General features: G+C 60.2%; 19 protein-coding genes and 1 pseudogene. 12 read left to right on the top strand and 8 right to left on the bottom strand.

Going from position 1 to position 17,115, the window contains the following annotated elements; genetic code table 11:
- Positions 1-53: 53 nt before the first annotated feature.
- The 4 genes from ACFOTD_RS27670 to ACFOTD_RS27685 all read right to left on the bottom strand — a co-directional run bounded on the left by ACFOTD_RS27670 (position 54) and on the right by ACFOTD_RS27685 (position 4,038).
- A complete protein-coding gene (locus tag ACFOTD_RS27670; RefSeq protein WP_378123188.1) occupies positions 54-578 on the bottom strand; it encodes a helix-turn-helix transcriptional regulator in 525 nt (174 codons plus the stop codon).
- Positions 579-850: 272 nt separating this feature from the next.
- Entirely contained in the window at positions 851-1,894 is a 1,044-nt protein-coding gene (locus tag ACFOTD_RS27675; RefSeq protein ID WP_378123189.1) for an ABC transporter permease, read from the bottom strand.
- Complete coding sequence (locus ACFOTD_RS27680) at positions 1,878-2,873, bottom strand: ABC transporter ATP-binding protein (protein ID WP_378123190.1); 996 nt, start codon at positions 2,871-2,873, stop codon at positions 1,878-1,880. Before ACFOTD_RS27680 ends, ACFOTD_RS27675 begins: the two co-directional genes overlap by 17 nt.
- A 4-nt stretch (positions 2,874-2,877) precedes the next feature.
- Positions 2,878-4,038 (bottom strand): COG1470 family protein, encoded by a 1,161-nt coding sequence (locus ACFOTD_RS27685; RefSeq protein ID WP_378123191.1) that lies wholly within the window; start codon positions 4,036-4,038, stop codon positions 2,878-2,880.
- A 209-nt stretch (positions 4,039-4,247) separates the two neighbouring features.
- Here ACFOTD_RS27685 and ACFOTD_RS27690 point away from each other — a divergent pair, with 209 nt between their 5' ends.
- Both ACFOTD_RS27690 and ACFOTD_RS27695 read left to right on the top strand, forming a co-directional pair.
- On the top strand, positions 4,248-4,850 hold the full coding sequence (locus tag ACFOTD_RS27690; RefSeq protein ID WP_378123192.1) for an RNA polymerase sigma factor: 603 nt from the start codon (positions 4,248-4,250) through the stop codon (positions 4,848-4,850).
- Entirely contained in the window at positions 4,843-5,772 is a 930-nt protein-coding gene (locus tag ACFOTD_RS27695; protein ID WP_378123193.1) for an anti-sigma factor, read from the top strand. Before ACFOTD_RS27690 ends, ACFOTD_RS27695 begins: the two co-directional genes overlap by 8 nt.
- A 31-nt stretch (positions 5,773-5,803) precedes the next feature.
- On the opposite strand, the gene ACFOTD_RS27700 is transcribed toward ACFOTD_RS27695, so the two are convergent.
- Complete coding sequence (locus ACFOTD_RS27700) at positions 5,804-6,985, bottom strand: MFS transporter (RefSeq protein WP_378123194.1); 1,182 nt, start codon at positions 6,983-6,985, stop codon at positions 5,804-5,806.
- A 108-nt stretch (positions 6,986-7,093) separates the two neighbouring features.
- Here ACFOTD_RS27700 and ACFOTD_RS27705 point away from each other — a divergent pair.
- Positions 7,094-8,038, top strand: a pseudogene (locus ACFOTD_RS27705) (helix-turn-helix transcriptional regulator).
- A 41-nt stretch (positions 8,039-8,079) separates the two neighbouring features.
- Here ACFOTD_RS27705 and mciZ read toward each other — a convergent pair.
- Positions 8,080-8,253 carry a Z-ring formation inhibitor MciZ gene (mciZ, locus tag ACFOTD_RS27710; protein WP_378123195.1) on the bottom strand — a complete coding sequence of 58 codons (174 nt, stop codon included), beginning with the start codon at positions 8,251-8,253 and terminating at the stop codon, positions 8,080-8,082.
- Positions 8,254-8,385: 132 nt separating this feature from the next.
- Here mciZ and ACFOTD_RS27715 point away from each other — a divergent pair, with 132 nt between their 5' ends.
- From ACFOTD_RS27715 to fur, 4 genes are all read left to right on the top strand, one after another.
- Positions 8,386-8,970: an NUDIX domain-containing protein gene (locus ACFOTD_RS27715; RefSeq protein WP_378123196.1), complete on the top strand. Its 585-nt coding sequence runs from the start codon at positions 8,386-8,388 to the stop codon at positions 8,968-8,970.
- Positions 8,931-10,205, top strand: coding sequence for an endonuclease Q family protein (locus ACFOTD_RS27720; protein ID WP_378123197.1), 1,275 nt, complete (start codon positions 8,931-8,933; stop codon positions 10,203-10,205). Before ACFOTD_RS27715 ends, ACFOTD_RS27720 begins: the two co-directional genes overlap by 40 nt.
- Before the next feature lie 65 nt (positions 10,206-10,270).
- Positions 10,271-10,891 (top strand): stage II sporulation protein M, encoded by a 621-nt coding sequence (gene spoIIM, locus ACFOTD_RS27725; protein WP_378123198.1) that lies wholly within the window; start codon positions 10,271-10,273, stop codon positions 10,889-10,891.
- A 120-nt stretch (positions 10,892-11,011) separates the two neighbouring features.
- The gene (gene fur, locus ACFOTD_RS27730; RefSeq protein WP_378123199.1) at positions 11,012-11,500 is read left to right on the top strand and encodes a ferric iron uptake transcriptional regulator; all 489 of its coding nucleotides are present in this window, start codon (positions 11,012-11,014) and stop codon (positions 11,498-11,500) included.
- A 93-nt stretch (positions 11,501-11,593) separates the two neighbouring features.
- Here the strand turns inward: fur and ACFOTD_RS27735 are convergent, their stop codons facing one another.
- On the bottom strand, positions 11,594-12,070 hold the full coding sequence (locus tag ACFOTD_RS27735; protein ID WP_378123200.1) for a glutathione peroxidase: 477 nt from the start codon (positions 12,068-12,070) through the stop codon (positions 11,594-11,596).
- Between the two features lie 185 nt (positions 12,071-12,255).
- Here ACFOTD_RS27735 and ACFOTD_RS27740 point away from each other — a divergent pair, with 185 nt between their 5' ends.
- Together ACFOTD_RS27740 and ACFOTD_RS27745 are read left to right on the top strand one after the other, a co-directional pair.
- Complete coding sequence (locus ACFOTD_RS27740; RefSeq protein WP_378123201.1) at positions 12,256-12,717, top strand: MarR family winged helix-turn-helix transcriptional regulator; 462 nt, start codon at positions 12,256-12,258, stop codon at positions 12,715-12,717.
- A 3-nt stretch (positions 12,718-12,720) separates the two neighbouring features.
- On the top strand, positions 12,721-13,185 hold the full coding sequence (locus tag ACFOTD_RS27745; protein WP_378123202.1) for a glutathione peroxidase: 465 nt from the start codon (positions 12,721-12,723) through the stop codon (positions 13,183-13,185).
- 116 nt (positions 13,186-13,301) lie between these two features.
- On the opposite strand, the gene ACFOTD_RS27750 is transcribed toward ACFOTD_RS27745, so the two are convergent.
- On the bottom strand, positions 13,302-14,516 hold the full coding sequence (locus ACFOTD_RS27750; RefSeq protein WP_378123203.1) for a S8 family peptidase: 1,215 nt from the start codon (positions 14,514-14,516) through the stop codon (positions 13,302-13,304).
- Between the two features lie 164 nt (positions 14,517-14,680).
- Between ACFOTD_RS27750 and ACFOTD_RS27755 the strand changes: the two genes are divergently transcribed.
- The 3 genes from ACFOTD_RS27755 (at position 14,681) to ACFOTD_RS27765 (ending at position 17,115) form a co-directional block, all read left to right on the top strand.
- Entirely contained in the window at positions 14,681-14,914 is a 234-nt protein-coding gene (locus ACFOTD_RS27755) for a DUF4227 family protein (protein WP_378123204.1), read from the top strand.
- Positions 14,915-14,985: 71 nt separating this feature from the next.
- Positions 14,986-15,906, top strand: coding sequence for a site-specific tyrosine recombinase XerD (gene xerD / locus ACFOTD_RS27760; RefSeq protein ID WP_378123205.1), 921 nt, complete (start codon positions 14,986-14,988; stop codon positions 15,904-15,906).
- A gap of 33 nt (positions 15,907-15,939) precedes the next feature.
- The gene (locus ACFOTD_RS27765) at positions 15,940-17,115 is read left to right on the top strand and encodes a phosphopentomutase (RefSeq protein ID WP_378123206.1); all 1,176 of its coding nucleotides are present in this window, start codon (positions 15,940-15,942) and stop codon (positions 17,113-17,115) included.

Raw genomic sequence — 17,115 nt, forward strand, 5'->3', positions numbered from 1 at the left:
CCTTATTTATGAATGCTGGCGCGTACTCACTCAGTTTGGGCCGGGCTTGTCGGTTAAGCCTCCGATCCCGTGAGCCGCTTCAGCGCTTCGCGCAGCGTCTGGGCTTTTGACGCATTCAGGTCGATGCCGATATCGAGGCACAGCGTTTTCGACGCCGGCATGTTTTGCGCCCAGTCCGTCTTCATTCGATCAAGTTGCCCGGCGGCCGTCTCGGCTTTGCGGATCTCGTCGCGTATCCAGTCTGCAAGCGTTTCTTCGTCCGAATATTCGCCGAAAAACATCCGCACGAGAAAGTCGGAACGATAGCTGTCTTTCTCGACCGGCGCGTGCAAATAGTGCTCGAACTGCGTCCTGCCGTCCGAGGTGAGCGAATACACGTTTTTATTGGGACGCCCCTCCTGCACGATACTTTCCTTAACGATGTAGCCCATCGCTTCCATCTTGGCCAGCGTCGGATAAATCGTGCCGAAGCTCGCATCGAAAAAAAAGGATAGCGGCATCTCAAGCTTCTGCTTGATCTCGTAGCCGGATAACGGCCCTCGGTGCAGCAATCCCAAAATAACGTCTTGGCTGTTCATGTGTAGTAACTTCCTTTCTTGTTCCCTCATTTTTACATTTATTATATCGATACGATATATATCGTGTCAATATATGAAAAAGAGACGAGTCGCTTGGCTGCGATTCGTCCCTGTATTCGGGCGCCGGAGAGGGCTTATCCCGCTCGCTCAATAAATGTGCTGATGAGCGCCGGAGAGGGCTTATCCCGCTCGCTCAGAGAATGTGGGGCTGATGAGCGAAGGGGATAAGCCCTCCCCGGTACTTGTAGAAGCATATATCGCCGTACGAGCCCCTAGGAGCGCGATCGAATTTCCTGACGCATGAACGCGACGTAAGCGGCGGCAAAGGATACCGTCGTCTCTGCGACGATCGCTACGACTTGCGGCCATACGAGCAGGAGACTCTGTCCGAACGAGAGCGGCGCACTGATGGCCAGATAAGCTTGATCCTGGGTGATAAATGGGTTTAGCGTCCGCGTATCCGGCAGCATCAGCGTCGAAGCGGCTTCCTGGAACAGATAGGCCGGGGACAGCCGCGAGAGCAGCAGCATCCAATTTTGATGACGGATGACGACGCTCGCGGCGGCCGTATCCGCAGGAGACGTCGCATTGCCCACCAGGCTTACGATCATGCTGTAGAAGACAAGGAAAAAAATCCAGAGCGCGATACCGCATAGCGCCGAGGTCGCGGCCTGGCGGAAGCGGACGGAAAACAGCAGCGACAGATTGAGCCAGAAGCCGACGTACACGACCGTGATCAGCAGCATGACGACGACACGCCAAAATTCCTCGGGCGTCGGCGGATAGCCGATCGTGAACAAGCCCATGCCCATGACGAGGAAGCCAAGGGAGAAGATGACGACCGCGATAAGGAGCAGGCCCGCGACGAACTTGGCGTTCAGGAAGTCGTCCCGGTACAAGGGCTGGGACAGCAGGCGGCTAAGCGTACCTTTGTTGCGCTCCGTGTTGACGGAGTCGAAGCCGAGCGCGATGCCGATAAGGGGCGCCAGAAAGGACAGGAATGTCAGGAAGCCCGGCAGCGAGCCGTCCGTTTCGGTAAACATTTTCAGGAACAGAAAGCTGGCGCTGCCTTCGCCTGCCGCTGCACTGGCCGATTGTCCGGTTTTTAAGGCAGAGACGGCTGCATATAGCGAACCAGCGCAAGCCAGCACTACGATGGCGAGCAAGATCACGAACCGCCAGCTGCGGATATGATCGCCGAATTCCTTGCGGACCATGACCCAGAAGGGGGAAGGCCCTCGGTTCTCCGCAGCCGTAACCCGCCCTTCCCCACTACCGGAGAGAACGGGCTTCAGTTTGCTAATGAAGTTGGCCAACGGAATTCCCTCCTTCGAAGTAGCGGTGATAAATCTCGTCGAGTCCATAACGCAGCGGGCGCAGGCCGAGGAGCGAGGCTCCGCTTCCCACGACAACCGCCGCCAGCTCGGCGGCGATATCGTCCGTGCCGGTGACGCGAACGGTGACGACGCTCTCCGGGCGGTTCGCGGCGGCAAGGGCATCCGCTTCCTGCAAGTCGACGGCGGTCACTTGCGCGAGATCGTGCAGCGCGGATGCGAGAGCTTCGGACCAGCCGCCAATGTCCAGTTCGACGGCGTAGGACGAGCCGCCGTCCAACAGCTGCGAGAGGGCGGCAAGGTCGCCGGACGCGATGAGCCGGCCGCCGACGAACAGGCCGACGCGGTCGCAAATCTGCTGCACCTGATGTAAATGGTGCGATGACAGCAGTACGGTAAGCCCTTCATCGCGGCTGAGCTCCCGGATGAGCGCCAATAGCTCGCGCACGCCCTCGGGATCGATCCCGAGCGTTGGTTCGTCCAGAATGACGACTTCGGGCCGCTTGATCAGCACGTCGGCAAGTCCAAGTCGCTGACGCATACCCCGCGAGTAGGCTCCCGTCTTTTTGCCGGCTGCCGCGCCCAGACCGACTTTATTCAGCAGCTCGTGCGCCCGCCGTCTGGCTTCCGCTTCGGGCACCCGGTTCAGCATCGCCGTATACATCAGGTTGTCGAGACCGGTCCGGTCTTCGTAGAAGCCGATGTCGTCGGGCATATAGCCGACCCTGCGCTTCACCTCGATCGGATTCCGCGTCGCGTCGATGCCGCATACGGTGGCGCGCCCGTCCGATGGCTCCGTGAGCCCGAGCATCATGAGAATGGTCGTCGTTTTTCCCGCGCCGTTCGGTCCCAGCAGACCGAAAATCTCGCCGCGGCGGATGGAGAGATCCAGCTCGGATACCGCGGTGAATTCGCCGTACCGTTTGGTCAGACGGCTCAGTTCGATTACAGGTTCCTCCATGGCTTTAGCGCCTCCCGTACTTGCGGAACAGCCAGTAGACACCGGCCAGCACGACAAGGATGATCAGCACGCCGATCCAGCCCCACAGCACCGAGGTTTTGACCGTAACGCGGATGGCGGCATCGGCCGACTTCTCGGCCGCTTGCGCAGTCAGCTCCACGACATAGTCGCCGGACAGAGACTTATCCGAGCTGTGGATCGTGGCCGTGACCGGCACCGACTCGCCTGCCTTGATCGAGGGGATCGTCTTCGGCTCGAACGTGACATCCCAGTCGGTCGGCGCAGTATTCGTGAGGCTCACGCCCGTGAGCTCGGCGGTTCCCGTATTGGTCACGGACAGCTCGAGCGTCCGTTTGCCGCCGGCCGTTACGTTTGCGCTAAGCACCTGGTTGCTTGTCGACAGATCGATGCCGTAAGTGCCCGTAATGACCGCCTCCATCGTGACGTCGGCGGAGGTGCCGCTGTTTGCGGCATGAACGGGGATTTTGTACGTTTGCGCTGCTGCTTTGGAGGAAGGCGTCAGCGTCAGCGTAATCGACGATGTCGCGTTCGGTTCGATGTCGACGGCAGTTACGTTGTTGCCGCCGGAGCTGAAGCGCGCATCCCAGCCGGCCGGCGGCTCGGCGGTGAGCGCGTATTGCTGCTTGCTGGCGGTTCGGTTCGCGAGCGTCAAATTATAAGTGAAGGTAGAATCGCTGTGGCCTTCCATGTTCGGCTGCTCGGCGCTGAGCTCCGTCTTGTAGGTGCCCTGCTCGGCGACGTTAATCTTGAGCGTCAGGCTGCCGAAGGCGCCCGCGTTAAGCTGCAGCGCATAGCTGCCTTTGGCGACTTCGAAGGGGACGAGCACGCTTAGCGAGGCCGTCTGCGATTCGTGCGGCTTGACCGCGATCTCGGAGATCGGATGACCGCCCGCGGTCAGTTCGGTCTTCCAATCCTTCGTAGGCGCCGCGAAGCTCAGCGATGCGGTCTGAATGCCGTCGCTGTCGTTGATCAGATCGACATCGTACGTGACCGATTCTCCCGGCGCGGCGGACAGGCTGACATAGGGCGTGTAAATCTTGGCGGTTCCCGCGGCCGAGGCGGGGGCGGAAAGCCCGAATACGCCGAGCGCTACCAATACTGTCGCCGCAAAGCTTACCCATTTTCCGATTCTTGACTTGAACATGTGTTTCAAGACCTCCCGGCAATATATTTTTCACCTGGAGTACGCGGGAGCAGGAGCGCCGGATTTAACGTTTGGCCGATTTTTCACATAAAAAATGGCTTAAAGCAAGCTTAAAATCAGATAAAAATCGCGCCTGAACATTACGCGGACCGGCCACGATCTGCTATGAATATAGTTAAAACGTCTGTTGACGAAGGGGAACAAGCGACATGAGCGGGACTTCGGCGGCGTCTGTCCTGGAGATGGCCGAGTGGCTGAAAAAAATGGAGGAAGGCGATCCGCTGGCTTTCGAAAAGCTTTACGAGCAAGCCGTGCCCCACTTGCTGCCGCTGGCATGCCATCTGCTTGGGGACCGGATGGAGGCCGAGGACGCGGTTCATGACGTTCTGTTAAGCGTCATAAAAAGTCCGGGCCGCTACGACGCTTCCCGCGGATCGGCGCAAGCATGGCTCGCCGTACAAGTAAAGAGCAGGTGTCTCGACCGGCTTCGTAAACGAAGCCGCACGGTGCTGCGCGGCGAGACCGGGGACGCGTCCGCCCTGACAGCGGCCAGCGCGCAGCCGGAGAGCGCGGTGCTGGCGCGCATGGAGCGCGAAGCGGTGCGCAGCGCGCTCGGCCAGCTGCCGGGCGTGCAGCGCGAGGCGCTGGCGGCAGCTTATTTTACGCCGAGCAGCCACAAGGAGCTGGCCGATGCCTGGCATGTGCCGCTTGGCACGGTTAAATCGCGCGTGCGCTATGGACTGGGTCACCTGCGCAAGGCGCTCGACCGCATGGGCTGGGGCGCCGGGGAAGGAGGCGGCGGGCATGAGTGAGCGCTCTTGCGACGTTCCGGAGGAACGCTGGGTCGACCTGCTTTGCGGCAGACTAAACGTCCGGGATGCGGAAGCGCTCTGGGCGCATAAGGACGATTGCCGCGATTGCGGCGATGTATTCGCACAGTGGGCGGAGCTGCTAGGCGGCGAGCGCGGTGCTGCGAACCAGCCGGCCTTGCGGGATGAGCCGCGCAGTACAGCGGAGACAGCCGGCTTTTCCGTGCCGTCCGCTGGACTTTCCGTGCCGTCCGCTGGGATTTCCGTGTCGCTCGCCGGCCTTTCCGCGTCGTCCGCCGATATGCAGGCTTTGTCGCCCGAAAAGAGGCGCAGCCTGCTGCTGCGCGCGAGCGTATATGCTGCAGGCAGACGCGCGATGCGCGTGGTGTTTACGGCTGCTACGCGGCCGGCCATCTCCGCGGTATGCGTACTCGGCGCAGCCGTCGCCGTTGCGATATTGCTGCTGCATCCGTTCGCGCGCGGCGCGGTTCGGGTAGCCGGGCCAGAATTAACCCCGGCCGGCTACGCGCAGCTGCATGAGCCGAACGGCGTATCGATGCTGAGCGAGCCGGACACGGTCGTTTACGAAGCGGGGGACCAAAATTCCGCCGGGATGGAGGTCGGCTTTTATGGCGGAGCGAAAGAAACGCTGTGGCTGAATACGCGCACGCACGAGCTCTTTTTGCTGATGGATGGACTTCTGCCCTCGGCGCGCACCGACGTCCAGGCATGGGCCAGCTCCGGCGCCAAGCGCGCAAATCTCGGCTTGCTGAGTTTTCATGACAGCCGCGCGCACCTGTACGCCACGAACGTCCGCCCGGAGGAATGGGAGTCCGTCCTGCTCACGATCGAGCCTAAAGGCGGCAGCTTGACGCCGACCAAGCCCGAAACCGTATCGATCCGTCTTCGCGAATTACCGCAATGAGACTGATGGCAGACGGATGCGACGAACGGCTTCAAGCTTGTTCGCGGCTGTCTGTCCGCGCCTCTTTGCGGACGAGTACGCCGCTTGCCGCGAATGCTGCAAGCGAGAGCGCGAGACAGGCCGACGCGAATAGGCCGAGCGGCGCATACCCGCCAAGCTGAACGTAGAGCAGGCCGGCAACCCAGGCGCCGAGCGTATTCGCGCCGTTCATGGTCGAGTTGGCGAGGCTCGAGATCGTGCCGCGGAGCGTGGCGTCAAGCGACGTAAGCGCGCCCATGACGATAGGGAAGAGGATGCCGAGCACGGCGAAAATGATGACGTAGCAAGCCGTCGCCGTCGACAGCGGCGATAGCCGGGGCAGCAGCGCGTACAACGCGATCAATAACGCCAGGCCGGCATAAACCGTGCCCGCAGCGCCAAAACGGCGGGATGTTACCGCGCTAACCGTACTGCCTAGCATGTTGCCCAGCCCGAGAAATAGCATGACAAGCCCGATCTGGCCGACGGTCAGTCCGAACCTCTCGGACATCCATTTGCCTGCGAAGGCGAAGGCGGTGCCTCCGCCAAGGTGCAAGAGCAAATACGCGAGAAAACCGCCTCTGGCCTTGGCGCTGCGAATCAACGGCCGATAGCGGCTAAATATAGCGATCCGTCCGGCAGCCGCCGCAGGCCTGATATCGGGCAGTTGCACATAGGCGAAGAAGGCAAGCGCGAGCGAAGCTGCGCCTATGGTCCAGAATGGAACTGGCCAACCGCCGGAAGCGAGCCAGCTGCCGATCGGCACGCCGAACGCCTGGGACGCGGCAAGTCCGGCATAGGCGATACCCATCGTCTTGGCGATTCGGGCCGGGGGCATGACGGAGGGGATGGAAGCCCAAACTTGCGGCGCGGTGAAAGCGGCGCTGATGCCCGCAGCCAGTCGGAACAAACACATCGTCCAAAAGCTGTCTGCGAAACCGCAGAGGATCGTCGACGCGGAGAAAGCGACGAGGCCGCACAGCAGGACGGTTCGCCGGTTCCAGCCGTCGGACAGCGGTCCGGCGATCAGGGCGAAGACGGCCGAGCCCAGCGTGTAGGCGCCAAGCATCCAGCCGGTCCACTCGGTCCGGACGCCGAATGCGGCTTGCAGCTCGGGGAGAAGCGGCGAGATCAGGAACGTATCCGTTCCGATCATGAACATGACGAGGAAAAAAAGCAAAGCGTGCTTGAACATCGATGGATCACTCCCGCGGAAAGGTTGCTAGCGGTTCCCATCATAAGACATAATGGTGACAACAATTGTCATGAACCCGGCAAGCTTTTCAGGGAAGGGGGCCGACCGATGCCTAAATCCAAGCGATTGATGGAGTTGATGATGACCGTAAACCGCAAGCGGCGGTTCAAGGTGCAGGAGCTGGCCGACGAATTCGGCGTATCGAAGCGTACGATTCTGAGGGATCTGCAGGAGCTGAGCGAGCTTGGCGTGCCGCTTTATTCTGAGGTCGGCCCCCATGGCGGCTACCAGGTCGTGAGGGAGCGCGTATTGCCGCCGATCGCGTTTACCGAGGAAGAGGCCGTGTCGATGTTTTTTGCCGTGCATGCGCTTCGCCACTACGGCTCGCTGCCGTTCGAAGCAGAATCGGCATCGGCTTTGAACAAATTTTACCTCCATATGCCCGGCGACGTCAGGGACCGAATCGACGGCATGAAAAATCGGGTCGACTTCGTTACGCCCGCGCGACGAGGCTAAGCGCCATGCCTGGCCGTGCTGCTGGAAGCGGCCGTGAGGCAGCGGGTTCTCTCGATTATTTACGTTTCCGGGGAAGAAGGAGAGCGCGAACGGCAGATTCAGCCCGTCAGCATTTATGCGAACAACGGTCTTTGGTATTGCATCGCTTACTGTTTTCTTCGATCGGGAATACGCGTGTTCCGCTGCGACCGGATTCGCGAGGCTGCTCCGGACCAGACGGGCACGCTGCCCCTTGACCTCGGGGCAATCGCGCTCAGCCGGCGCGAGGCGACAGAGCCCGTTGCTCCGATCAGGCTTCGGGCGGAGCTCAGCAGGTCCGGCGTGCAGCGCTGCGAATCCGAGCTGTGGCTTGCGCCGATGCTGGACGTGCGAGAGGACGGCACCGGCGCGATCGATCGGGATGTGCCCCGAAGCGAACTCCCGTTTTACGCGGAATTTTTCCTGCGTCTGGGCGGGGAGGCGACCGTCGTGCAGCCGGAGGCATTGCGGGAAGCGATCCGCGGCAAACTATCGGAACTGCTCGATCGATATCGCTGACAGCGGGCCGAGTAGCAGGTTCATATTTTAAAAGTGTGAAGTTACCGTTTCCTCATTCCTTCAAGCCGGGCCGTATACATCGTCAGCTCCGGCAGCAAATCCTTCAGGCGGGCGTTTCCGCCTTTTTGCCGTTCGAGGCTGCGCAGCGCGCTTTTGATCTCCCAAGCCTTGCCTGCCCACCGGATGCGGTCCGGTTCCGCGTATCGTTTAAGCATAAGATTGCCTCCTTTTGCGTGCGCTGCCGGCTTAGCCTGCTATTCTTGCATTCGGCCGGACAAGCCTATATGGTTGATCTATGCGCCGGCGAACCGGCAGATGCTATTAAATTCAGGATCAGGGGGAAAAAAATGAATACAGAGCAACCTGATAAGAACGTCGACAAGCATCCTTTTTACGAAGAAACCTTGTCGACGGACAAGCGCTTCGAAGGGAAAATCATTTCTTTGCAGGTGGATACCGTCCGTCTGCCGGGAGGCGGCACGGCGACAAGGGAGATCGTGAAGCACCCGGGCGCCGTGGCCGTCATCGCGGTGCACGAAGGCAAGCTGTTGGTCGTGGACCAATTCCGCAAGCCGCTCGAGCGCATGCAGGTGGAGATTCCGGCGGGCAAGCTGGATGCCGGCGAAGAGCCGGAAAAAGCGGCGATCCGCGAGCTGGAGGAAGAAACGGGATACCGGGCGCGCAGCATCCGTTTCGTGCGGACGTTCGCGACTTCGCCTGGATTTGCGGATGAGCTGATTCATCTATACTTCGCCGATGAGCTTGAGGCTGGAGAGTTAAAGCCGGACGAGGACGAGTTTTTGAACCTTGAAGCGCTGACGCCCGAGCAAGCGGACGAATACATCGCAAGCGGCCGCATCTGCGACGCCAAGACGCTGATCGGCGTGCTCGTATGGCGCCATTGGCGCCAGACAGGGGAATTCGGGGCGTGAGCGGACTGCGTCCGTGCTTTGCCGATATGCATGTGCATATCGGCAGCAGCGGGGATGGACATCCGGTGAAAATCAGCGCGAGCCGGAACCTGACCTTTCAAGCGATCGCCGAGGAAGCGTCCGAGCGCAAGGGGATCGCCCTGCTCGGAGTGATCGACTGCCATTCGCCCGCGGTACAGGCCGATATCGACCGGTTGCTGGAAAAGGGCGAGATGTCCGAGGTGCCGGGCGGCGGTATCCGGTATCGGGACACGGTAATCGTCCTGGGCACGGAGATCGAAGTCCGCGAGACCGGCTGGGGCGGGGGCCCCTATCATTTGCTGGCATACTTGCCGTCGCTGGCGGCGATGAAGGAATGGACGGCCTGGATGACGCCGCGCATGAAAAACGTGACTTTAAGCTCTCAGCGGATCCGCGCGACCGGCCGCGAGCTCCAGCGGGAGCTGCTCGCGCGGGGCGGCCTCCTCGTGCCCGCCCACGTGTTTACGCCGCACCGCGGCTTGCTCGGCTGTTCGGCGGATCGTCTATCGGACCGGCTCGATCCGGACGGCATCGCGGCAATCGAGCTTGGCCTTAGCGCGGACAGCGCGATGGCCGGCCGTCTGTCGCAGCTCGACAGATATCCGGTGCTGACGAATTCCGACGCGCATTCGACGGGAATGATCGGCCGAGAATGCAATGAACTGCTCATCGGCGAACCTTCCTTTGCCGAGTTTGCCACCGCGCTCCAGGGGCTAGACGGTCGGCAAATCACCGCGAACCTCGGCCTGCATCCGAAGCTGGGCAAGTACCATGCCAGCTTTTGTCCATCCTGCCGCAAGCCGCTGCCGGCCGGCGCAGCCGACGAGGTTTGCCCGTCCTGCGGCAATCCGCGTCTTGTGACCGGCGTCGACGTGCGGATCGCCCGGCTTGCAGACCGGGATACGCCGGTCCAGCCTGCGGGCAGGCCGCCGTACAGGCATCAGGTGCCGCTCGGCTTTTTCCCTGGCGTGGGGCCCAAGATGAGGGAGCGGCTGCTCCGTGAAGTCGGCACGGAAATGGACATTCTGCACCGGATCGATAGAGAAAATATCGCGGCTGTGGCAGGCGATCGGATTGCCGTTGCCATCCTCGACGCGCGCGCAGGACGATTGCAGTTGACCGCCGGAAGCGGAGGGACGTACGGTCGTATCGGCGAACGGTCTGTTGCGCGAACTGGCTCGCGAACTGGCGCGGAGACCGAAGACCGCGAATAAACGGAGCGCGCGCCGCATACGTATAGGCGTTGATACAAGCCTATGCGGCGGGAGGCGAGCGAACGATGAAGCGCGGCGCGATGGAGATGCCGTTACGCGGCAAGCTGAATCTGTATTTGTTCGTCGGCGTGCTGATCGCCGTCGGCGCGGTGTTCGGCGCGCTCGTCGTGAACGCATTGTCGCTCGAACAGCAGCAGAACCTGTCGGACGAGCTTGGCGCATACCTCGGCGGGACGTCCGCTGGAGCGACGGCGCCGCTGGACGTATTTCGGGATCGGCTGTTTTTTCATTTGAAATGGCTAGGACTAATCTGGCTTCTCGGCATTTCTGTCGTCGGCAGCCCGTTCGTGCTCGCGCTGGATTTTCTAAAAGGCGTATTGATCGGCTTCGCGGTCGGATTGACCGTCCGCCACTTGGCTTGGAAAGGCGTGGCCGTGTCGCTTGCCGTCGTCGCGCCGCAGAATCTGGTCGTCATACCCGCGCTGGCGATCGCGAGCGTATCGGCGGTCCGCTTCGCCTATTACGTCGGCCGCGAGCGGCTGTTTCTCGGCAGGGGAAGGCTGCTGCCGCCGCTCGCCTCGCATACAGGCACATCCGCCGCGCTTTTCCTCGTGCTCGGCATTGCCGCGATGTGGGAGGCGTTTGTCGTGCCTCACATATTGTCCGGCCTGTCCAGCTGGCTGTGAAGCTGCCGCGAGCGCGAATTTTGCAAGATCGCGAAGCTTGAAGGCGACGCGGGTTTGACTTACGGAAGAAGCTCCCCCTATAATGAAAACAAGTGTGTTTTGGGGCGGAGGGGGAAGGACATGGAAGCCCGTATTGACAAAGTGAAGCAGCAATTGCAATCGCAGGGCTACAAGCTGACCCCGCAGCGGGAAGCGACGGTCCGGGTACTTTTGGAGAACGAAGAGGACCACCTCAGCGCCGAGGACGTTTTTATGCTTGTGAAGGACAAGGCGCCCGAGATCGGCCTTGCCACGGTATACCGGACGCTTGAACTGCTCAGCGAGATGCATATCGTCGAGAAAATGAACTTTGGAGACGGCGTCGCGCGCTACGATCTCCGTACCGATTCGAACAAGCACCATCATCACCATCTGATATGCGTGCAGTGCGGGACGATGACCGAGATCATGGAGGATTGGCTGACACCGCTCGAGGAGCGGCTGGAGCGCGAATACGGCTTTAATGTTCTTGACCATCGCCTGGACTTCCAGGGCATCTGCGCCAAGTGCCAAGCCAAGAACGAAGCTGCGTCGAAAAGCTCCGAGGAAGCGGCGGCCTCAGGCATATAACGAATAGCTCGAATAGCTATTGAAATGAAATAGCAAGCTAACGCAAAGCCCCGGCATGGTCCATGCCGGGGCTTTGCGTTTAAGCGCTTATTATTAAAGCAGATCGCGGATCCTGCCTTCGATTTTTTCGGGCGTATCGGTTGGCGCGTAGCGCTTAATGACCTTGCCGTCCCGGCCGACGAGAAACTTGGTGAAATTCCATTTGATTTTTCTTGTTCCGAGCAAGCCTGGCGCTTCGCGGGTCAAATGCTTGAAGAGCGGATGCGCGTCATTGCCTTTGACGTCGATTTTCGCATAGAGCGGGAAGTTCACGCCATGGTTAAGCTCGCACGCTTGCGCAATGGCCTCGTCCTCGAGCGGTTCCTGGTTGGCGAATTGATTGCTCGGGAACCCGAGTACGGCAAATCCCTCGTCCTTGTACTTATCGTAAAGCTTCTGAAGGCCCTTGAACTGAGGAGCGAAGCCGCACTTGGTCGCCGTGTTCACGATCAGCAGCACTTGGCCTTTGTACTCGGAAAGGGGGTGCATCGTGCCCCGCGCGTCGGAGACTTCAATATCGTATATCGACATGGGGAATTCCTCCTTCTTTTAATCTCGTCAAATTAAATTGTATGCAATTAAAATAAAAAGTCAAGTCATTGACACGGGACAGCCGTAAATATAATATTGGATTTGATTCGATTGCAGGCAATTTAATTGTGCGTGCTGATGATATGCGATCACGATCGTTGACCGTAGAAAGGAGAGGAGGTTCCATGTCTTCCGAAGAAGCGTTGAAGCTGGAAAACCAAACTTGCTTTGCCGTCTACGCCTGCGCCAAAGAGATCACGAGGCTGTATCAGCCCGTTCTCAAGGAGCTGGGCTTGACCTATACGCAGTATATTGCCATGCTGGCGCTGTGGGAGCGGGACTCCGTGAGCGTTAAGGAGCTCGGCGAGCGCTTGTTCCTGGATTCGGGCACGCTGACGCCTCTGCTCAAGAAGCTTGAAGCGCAAGGTCTCCTTACCCGTTCGCGGGATTCGGGCGACGAGCGTCAACTGCTGATCCGGTTATCGGCAGCGGGCGTGGCGCTTAGGGAAAAGGCGTTGGAAGTGCCGGAAAAGGTATTTTGCCAGTCGGGCGTGAACGTCGAGATGCTGTTAAAGATCCGCAGTCAAATGAGCGAGCTGATGACTGCGCTGCAGCCTGTCGGAGCCGCCGATAAGAGAGGGGAATAAACGATGTCCGTATACGAATTCAAAGCGCCTTCCATCCGGGGCGAACAAGTCGACCTGTCCGAATACCAAGGCAAGGTTCTCGTCATCGCCAATACCGCCAGCAAGTGCGGCCTGACTCCGCAATACGAAGGACTGCAGGCACTTTACGAGAAATACGGGGACCAAGGCCTTGTCGTCCTCGGTTTTCCTTGCAACCAATTCGCGGAGCAGGAGCCCGGTACGGAAGAGGAAGTCGAGAGCTTCTGCAAGCTGAATTACGGCGTGACGTTCCCGCTTTTCGCCAAGGCTGACGTCAACGGCGACGAAGCGCTGCCGCTGTTCAAATACTTAAAGGGCGAGACGGGCGGGGCTGATATCGCCTGGAACTTCACAAAGTTCGTCATCGACCGCGAAGGACGCGTCGCCAAGCGTTTCGAGCCCAAGGAAACACCCGAGACGATGGCCGAAGAGATCGAGTCGCTGCTCTGAGCCTTTACACGCCTATGCAAAAATCCCCAAGCCGCAACAGGGCTCGGGGATTTTTTCGTCATTTTACACGCGCGATTATAAGCGAACCTCGCGCGCTTGTTGCGTCATCGTCAGCATCAGCCTCTGCGTCTACGCTTGACGCGCAAGCGGCTGCCCGCACAGGAAGGGCGGCAGCGCCCGGGACGGAGCGCCTCGGCCGCCGGCGCGACCTGGAGCAGGCCGGCGCCCACCGCCCGGCGGCCGCCCGGCAGCGGCTTGGCGTTCGCAACGAGCTTGCGCGCGATACAGGCGGCCGGCTTGCCCGGTGCCAGCGAGCGCAGCAGCGCCGCGCCGCCGGCAACGTGCGGCGAGGACATGGAGGTGCCGCTCATGCGCACGTAGCCGTGTCCCGGGGCGGTCGACAAGATGTCTACGCCCGGCGCGGACAGCGCGATCCCTCTCCCTCGGCTTGAGAACGATGCCACGCGATTACGCCTCGTCGTGGCGGCGATGCCAAGCACGCCGGCGTATCTCGCAGGCGCGTCGATGCGGGCGTTGTTCGGGCCGTCGTTGCCGCTGGATGCGGTCATGACGATGCCCTTGCGCCTTGCGCGAGCGACGGCTTCCCGAAGGACGCGGCTTTCTCCCGCCAGGCCGAAGCTCATATTGATCACGTCCATGCGGTTTTTGACGCACCAGTCGATACCCTCGGCGATATCGGAGACAAAGCCGAAGCCGAATTCGTCGAGCGCCTTGACGGCATATAGCCGAACCTTGGGCGCAGCGCCATATAATCGCTTGCGTCCGGTAGCCGCGGCGATTCCGGCGACGTGCGTGCCGTGTCCGTTGTTGTCCTTGAACGAACCGCCGTTAATCGTATTGACGCCTCCGGCTACGGATAAATCGGGATTGGGACCGATGCCCGTATCGACGACGGCGAGTTTCGCGCATCTGCCCAGCGTCCGCTTCCAAACCGGCGGCGCTTCGATGCGGGCGATGTTCCAAGGGATTTTAGCAGGATCGATTCGACAGCTTCTATTCGTCTGCTTTCCGCGGCTTGGCCCCGATTTAACGGGTTTGCCGTGCGCCTTGACGAGGCGGTCCTTTTCGATATAGGCAACGCTGGGATGTCGTTTTAATGACGTCCAGTCGACGTTGCGAGGCGCCTCGCAGCCGATCAAGCGGCAACGTCGCACGGTTTTGACGGGACGAATGCCCGCGGCCTTCAGGTGCCTGATGCAGTCGTCATAGCCCTTTTTGTTTTTGAGCACAATGACGTTTCTCGTCGTTCGGCCAGCCGTTTTGCGGCCGGCTTTAAACTGCCGTGCGAGCTTGCGGATCGTCTCCTTCATGACACGTTCGCCCCCGGACGGCTATTCGCCGTTAATCGTTCGCGAGCAGTTTACGGGCGATAGCGCCCGTTGGTGCAGCGACCGTGGCATTGGCCCGGGCATGATCGTCCTCGGTCGATCATACGGTGATTGTAGACAGGGACGAGCAAGAAGGAGGCGTTCGTATGGATCGGTCGATCGGCAAATGGTGGGATCGTTTGCAATTTACGCTATTGTTTTTGTCTTTGACGGTAGCTTCTCATTACGCTTACGGCTGGCTGCAGACAGCCTTGTCGCCTCTCGATCCGTATCGCGTGCCCGAAGGGCGGGCCGAAAAAGTGTTCGGCGCCGACGGTTCGGATAGCGGCCCTTCGTCCCAAGCGGACAGGCTGCGGCTGTTTTACTGGCTGGGAGAATAACGGCGGGGCAGGATTCGCGGCGGCGGACGTGGAATTAAGCGGTATAGGCAAACGAGGAAGGAAACTGCCCCATGAACCAGGACATCAATCCGTTTCTGTCTCACCTGAAGGCGACGAGACATCTGGCCGCCAACTCGCTGGACGGGTACCGCCGCGATCTGGAAGATCTTGCGCGCGAGCTGCAGGCGCATGACGATATCGTTAGGACGGCGGACATCAAGCCCTTTCACTTGTCCGCTTATTTGAACCGGCTCAAGGAACAGGGAAGAACGAACGCAACGATCTCTCGAAGGATCGTCTCTTTTAAGGCCTTTTTTCAATTTGCGCTCGAGACCGGGTTGACGGCGGCTAATCCTGCATTGCGCCTGGCGGCCCCCAAAGCGGAGCGAAGATCCCCGCGCGCTCTCTCTTTATCCGACGTTGAACGGCTGCTTGAAGCGCCGGACCTGAGCGACGAGGCCGGCGTCCGGGACCGCGCGATGCTCGAGACGCTGTATGCGACGGGCATGCGCGTCACCGAACTTACGAACCTGGACGTCGCGGACGTGCGGACCGATCTCCGTCTTTTGGCCTGCCGCGGAACGGGCGGAAGGGAACGAATGATCCCGATCAGTTCCATGTGCCGCGATTGGATGATAAAATACTTGCAGGAAGCCAGACCAAGGCTGCTGCGCGACGCCGCGGTAGAAAATGCCTTGTTCATCAGCCATTTGGGCAGCCGGATGACCAGGCAAGGCTTCTGGAAGCTGATCAAAAAGCATGCGGCATCGGCCGGCGTCAGCACCGAAGTGACCCCGCATACGCTCAGGCATTCCTTTGCCTATCATCTCGTCGACAACGGCGCCGATCTGCGTTCGGTCCAGGAGATGCTTGGGCACGCGGATTTGACGGCGACACAGGTGTACCAGCCTTCAAGCAAGGCTAAGCTTAGAGACGTGTACGACAGTTTCCACCCCCGCACCCGCGGCGGGCAGAGAGACGAGGAAGAGTAAACGAACTACGGAGTACGAGGGAGGACATCAAGCATGCCTTTTAGAAGAATGGCCGTCATCGTGCTCGACAGTGTCGGCATCGGCGAACTTCCCGACGCGGCCGACTACGGCGACGCGGGATCGCACACCTTAGGGCATATCGCGGAGGGACCGACCGGATTGTCGCTGCCGAACCTGAGGCGCCTAGGTCTTGGCAATATCGCTCCGCTCGGCGATTGGCAGCCGGAAGACGCCCCCGGGGCCTATTATGGCAAAATGGCGGAGGTGTCGATCGGCAAGGATACGATGACCGGGCATTGGGAGTTGATGGGGCTGAAAATCCAGAAGCCCTTTCGAACGTTCCCGAACGGATTTCCTAGAGGGCTGATCGAGGCTTTCGAGAAGGAAACCGGACGCAGCGTCATCGGCAACAAGCCTGCTTCGGGCACGGAGATTTTGGACGAGCTTGGCGCGGAACAAATGCGCAGCGGGTCCTGGATCGTTTACACGTCGGCGGACAGCGTATTCCAAATCGCTGCGCATGAGGATGTCATTCCTCTGGAGGAGCTCTACGAGGCTTGCCGTATTGCCCGCAGGCTGACCAACAAAGACGAATATTCCGTCGGCCGTGTGATCGCCAGGCCTTACGTCGGCAAGCCAGGCAGCATCCAGCGCACGTCGAACAGGCATGACTATGCAGTCAAGCCTCCGGAACCGACCGTGCTGAATGCGCTCAAGAAGGCGGGCAAAGACGTGATCGCCGTCGGCAAGATTAACGATATTTTTTGCGGCGAAGGCATCACGAAGTCGATTCCGACGAAAAGCAACCAGGACGGTGTCGAGACGACGATCCGCCAACTCGAAAGCCGATTTGAAGGCTTGCTGTTTACGAATCTCGTCGATTTCGATTCGCTTTACGGTCATCGTCGCGACGTGGCGGGTTATGCCCGCGCGCTCGAAGCGTTCGACGAAGCCCTGCCCGCGCTGCTTCAGCGACTTGGCCCCGATGACCTCATCGTCATCACGGCTGACCACGGCAACGATCCCGTCCATCCGGGAACCGACCATACCCGGGAATACGTGCCGATCCTCGCGTACGGACCTTCGCTGCAGCAACCCGGCAATCTGGGCACGCTGGCGACGTACGCCGATCTTGCGGCGACGATCGCCGACAACTTCGGCGTTTCGAAGACTGCGCACGGCACCAGCTTTCTCGACAAGCTGATTTAA

Origin of the sequence: Cohnella sp. GCM10012308 (assembly GCF_042649185.1) — a bacterium.
Taxonomy (GTDB): domain Bacteria; phylum Bacillota; class Bacilli; order Paenibacillales; family Paenibacillaceae; genus Cohnella.

Excerpts from the sequence above, each read along its gene's own strand:
- ACFOTD_RS27670 (WP_378123188.1), bottom strand. The coding sequence starts at position 578 with ATGAACAGCCAAGACGTTATTTTGGGATTGCTGCACCGAGGGCCGTTA.
- ACFOTD_RS27680 (WP_378123190.1), bottom strand. The coding sequence starts at position 2,873 with ATGGAGGAACCTGTAATCGAACTGAGCCGTCTGACCAAACGGTACGGC.
- ACFOTD_RS27685 (WP_378123191.1), bottom strand. The coding sequence starts at position 4,038 with ATGTTCAAGTCAAGAATCGGAAAATGGGTAAGCTTTGCGGCGACAGTA.
- ACFOTD_RS27690 (WP_378123192.1), top strand. The coding sequence starts at position 4,248 with ATGAGCGGGACTTCGGCGGCGTCTGTCCTGGAGATGGCCGAGTGGCTG.
- ACFOTD_RS27695 (WP_378123193.1), top strand. The coding sequence starts at position 4,843 with ATGAGTGAGCGCTCTTGCGACGTTCCGGAGGAACGCTGGGTCGACCTG.
- ACFOTD_RS27700 (WP_378123194.1), bottom strand. The coding sequence starts at position 6,985 with ATGTTCAAGCACGCTTTGCTTTTTTTCCTCGTCATGTTCATGATCGGA.
- mciZ (WP_378123195.1), bottom strand. The coding sequence starts at position 8,253 with ATGCTTAAACGATACGCGGAACCGGACCGCATCCGGTGGGCAGGCAAG.
- ACFOTD_RS27715 (WP_378123196.1), top strand. The coding sequence starts at position 8,386 with ATGAATACAGAGCAACCTGATAAGAACGTCGACAAGCATCCTTTTTAC.
- ACFOTD_RS27720 (WP_378123197.1), top strand. The coding sequence starts at position 8,931 with ATGGCGCCATTGGCGCCAGACAGGGGAATTCGGGGCGTGAGCGGACTG.
- spoIIM (WP_378123198.1), top strand. The coding sequence starts at position 10,271 with ATGAAGCGCGGCGCGATGGAGATGCCGTTACGCGGCAAGCTGAATCTG.
- fur (WP_378123199.1), top strand. The coding sequence starts at position 11,012 with ATGGAAGCCCGTATTGACAAAGTGAAGCAGCAATTGCAATCGCAGGGC.
- ACFOTD_RS27735 (WP_378123200.1), bottom strand. The coding sequence starts at position 12,070 with ATGTCGATATACGATATTGAAGTCTCCGACGCGCGGGGCACGATGCAC.
- ACFOTD_RS27740 (WP_378123201.1), top strand. The coding sequence starts at position 12,256 with ATGTCTTCCGAAGAAGCGTTGAAGCTGGAAAACCAAACTTGCTTTGCC.
- ACFOTD_RS27745 (WP_378123202.1), top strand. The coding sequence starts at position 12,721 with ATGTCCGTATACGAATTCAAAGCGCCTTCCATCCGGGGCGAACAAGTC.
- ACFOTD_RS27750 (WP_378123203.1), bottom strand. The coding sequence starts at position 14,516 with ATGAAGGAGACGATCCGCAAGCTCGCACGGCAGTTTAAAGCCGGCCGC.
- ACFOTD_RS27755 (WP_378123204.1), top strand. The coding sequence starts at position 14,681 with ATGGATCGGTCGATCGGCAAATGGTGGGATCGTTTGCAATTTACGCTA.
- xerD (WP_378123205.1), top strand. The coding sequence starts at position 14,986 with ATGAACCAGGACATCAATCCGTTTCTGTCTCACCTGAAGGCGACGAGA.
- ACFOTD_RS27765 (WP_378123206.1), top strand. The coding sequence starts at position 15,940 with ATGCCTTTTAGAAGAATGGCCGTCATCGTGCTCGACAGTGTCGGCATC.